We start from the raw sequence: 2,953 nt of genomic DNA, 5'->3' as shown, positions 1-2,953 counted from the left end.
GCTTCGCACAAACCCCGGCCGTCACAGCACCCCGCAACAACCCCAACGCCCGCGATCGCGTCCGAAGGCAGGTTCGAGCCTGCGAGAACCTGATCGCGCAGCGAGCCGCCAGGCGAGCCGAAGCGATGCAGCGATCGCGCGCAGTGCTCGACGATGGAGGGCGCCCAGCGCCCGAAGGAGGAGAGAAGCGCAATATTAAGAGTGACCGCCGAAAAGGCTTGTGACGGAGCCGTCGGAGAAGACCTCGTTGATGGCGCGGGCGATCAGCGGGGCGATGGGCAGGACGGTCAGCTTGTCGAACTGCTTCTCCTCCGGGATCGGCAGGGTGTTGGTCAACACGACTTCAGAGACACGCGAGTTCTTCAAACGGTCGACCGCCGGGCCCGACAGGACGCCGTGCGTGGCGGCGACCACGACCCGGCTGGCGCCGTGGTCGAACAGGGCGTCGGCCGCCTTCACGATCGTCCCGCCGGTGTCGATCATGTCGTCCACCACGACGCAGGTGCGGCCCTCGACCTCGCCGACGACATCGAACACCTTCACCTCGTTCGCCACGTCCGGGTCGCGCTTCTTGTGGATGATCGCCATCGGGACGCCGCCCAGCCGGTCCGACCAGCGCTCGGTCACCCGCACCCGGCCCGCGTCCGGGGCCACCACCGTCACCTGCGAGGTGTCAAGCCGGCTCTCGAAATGGTGGGCCAGCAGGTCGAGCGCGAACAGGTGGTCGACCGGGCCGTCGAAGAAGCCCTGGATCTGCGCCGTGTGCAGGTCGACCGTGATCAGCCGGTCGGCCCCCGCGGTCTTGAACAGGTCCGCCATCAGCCGGGCCGAGATCGGCTCACGGCCGCGGTGCTTCTTGTCCTGCCGCGCGTACCCGAAGAACGGCGCCACCACCGTGATCCGCTTGGCCGACGCGCGCTTCAGCGCGTCCACCATGATCAGCTGCTCCATGATCCACTGGTTGATGGGCGCGGTGTGGCTCTGGATCACGAAGGCGTCGGAGCCGCGGACGGACTCCAGGAACCGCACGAACGTCTCGCCGTTCGCGAAGTCGTAGGCGGACGTCGGCGTGAGGTCGACGTGGAGGTTGTCGGCTACTTCCTTGGCCAGGTCCGGGTGGGCTCGGCCGGTGAAGAGCATCAGCTTCTTCTGGCCGCTCGCTTTGATCCCACTCACCTCTGACAACTCCCCCTCAATGGAATATGCCTTCACGTGGGTTGTTGTCCCCACTCCCCGCGCACCACAAGAGTCCGGGACGCGGGTTGCCATATTGTTCGCGGAGGACGCCGCTGTCCTCCACCTCCCCGCCATGGGGCGGGGCAGTCTTCGCCGGACGCGCCGGGGTTACGGCGCGTCCTCCTCATGGGCCTCTTGGGCCTCGTCCGCCTCGTCCGCCTCTTGTGCCTTCCGGGCCCGGCGGGCGGCGTCGGCGGCGGGCGTTCCCGCGCGCTTCCGCTCGACCCAGCCCTCCACGTTGCGCTGCCGCGCCCGCGCGACCGCCATCGCCCCCGGCGGGACGTCGTGCACGATCACCGAGCCGGCGGCCGTGTAGGCGCCGTCGCCCACCGTCACCGGCGCGACGAACATGTTGTCGCTGCCCGTCTTCACATGGGACCCGATGACGCTGCGGTGCTTGCGCACGCCGTCGTAGTTCACGAACACCGAGCTCGCGCCGATGTTCGAGTGCTCGCCGATCTCCGCGTCGCCGACATACGTCAGGTGCGGCACCTTCGTGCCCTCGCCGATGTCGGCGTTCTTCGTCTCGACGAAGGTGCCGATCTTGCCCTTGCGGGCCAGCCGCGTCCCCGGCCGCAGGTAGGCGTACGGCCCGACCGTCGCCTCCGGCCCGATCTCCGCCTCGACGCACACCGCGTTGATCACGGACGCGCCGTCGCCGACGCGCGTGTCCGTGAGCGTGCAGCCGGGCCCGACGCTGGCGCCCTCGCCCAGGTGCGTCCTGCCGTGCAGCTGCGTCCCCGGATGGACTTCGGCGTCCCGCTCGGCGGTCACGTCCACGTCGATCCAGGTCGTCGCAGGGTCGACGATCGTGACGCCGGCCCGCATGTGCGCTTCGAGGATCCGGTCGTTCAGCTGCCTGCGCGCCTGCGCGAGCTGGACCTTGTCGTTCACGCCCTGCGTCTCGACCCAGTCGGCGGCCAGGTGCGCGCCGGCGCGATGGCCGTCCCCGCGCACGATCGCGACCACGTCGGTGAGGTACTCCTCGCCCTTGGCGTTGTCGGTGGTGACGCGCTTGAGGGCGTCCGCCAGCAGGGCGCCGTCGAAGGCGTACATGCCGACGTTGATCTCGTTGATGGCGCGCTGCTCTTCGGTCGCGTCCTTGTGCTCGACGATCGACGCGACGCTGCCGTCCGCCGCCCGGACCATCCGGCCGTACCCGGTCGCGTCGGGCATCTCGGTCGTCAGGACGGTCGCCGCGTTGCCCTCGTCCTCATGCGTCCGGACGAGCGCGGTGAGGGTCTCGCCCCGCAGCAGCGGGACGTCGCCGTTCAGGACCACCACGGTCCCGTGCAGGGCGCCGGTCTGCTCCAGCGCCATCCGGACGGCGTGGCCCGTCCCGTTCCGCGGCTCCTGGACGGCCGACTCGGCGTCCGGCGCGGCCTCGGCGAGATGCTCGACGACCTGCTCGCGGCGGTGCCCGACGACCACGACGAGCCGCTCGGGCTCCAGCTCGCGGGCGGCGTCCAGCACATGGCCGAGCATGCTTCGCCCGCACAGCTCGTGCAGCACCTTCGAGGTACGGGACTTCATCCTGGTGCCCTCGCCCGCGGCGAGAACGATGACGGCGGCCGGGCGGCTCGCAGCACTCACAAGGAGGCTCCTCGGCATCGCGGACGGGATCGGTCACGAGCGCGCCCACCCCGCGACATCCCTGTCCACCAGGCCGGACGCACCCGACACGGGCAGGATACCGCCCGCCCCCCACCTGTCACCC

2 protein-coding genes are annotated in these 2,953 nt (G+C 70.2%); both read right to left on the bottom strand.

Going from position 1 to position 2,953, the window contains the following annotated elements; genetic code table 11:
* Positions 1–195: 195 nt before the first annotated feature.
* A complete protein-coding gene (locus E1287_RS42820) occupies positions 196–1,176 on the bottom strand; it encodes a ribose-phosphate diphosphokinase (RefSeq protein ID WP_131971810.1) in 981 nt (326 codons plus the stop codon).
* A gap of 168 nt (positions 1,177–1,344) precedes the next feature.
* Positions 1,345–2,829 carry a bifunctional UDP-N-acetylglucosamine diphosphorylase/glucosamine-1-phosphate N-acetyltransferase GlmU gene (glmU, locus tag E1287_RS42815; protein WP_279508707.1) on the bottom strand — a complete coding sequence of 495 codons (1,485 nt, stop codon included), beginning with the start codon at positions 2,827–2,829 and terminating at the stop codon, positions 1,345–1,347.
* Positions 2,830–2,953 lie beyond the last annotated feature (124 nt).

The sequence above is a fragment of the Actinomadura sp. KC06 genome (assembly GCF_004348735.1).
GTDB lineage: Bacteria > Actinomycetota > Actinomycetes > Streptosporangiales > Streptosporangiaceae > Spirillospora.
Note: the sequence above shows the minus strand (reverse complement) of the source record. Positions and strands in the feature narration are given on the sequence as shown.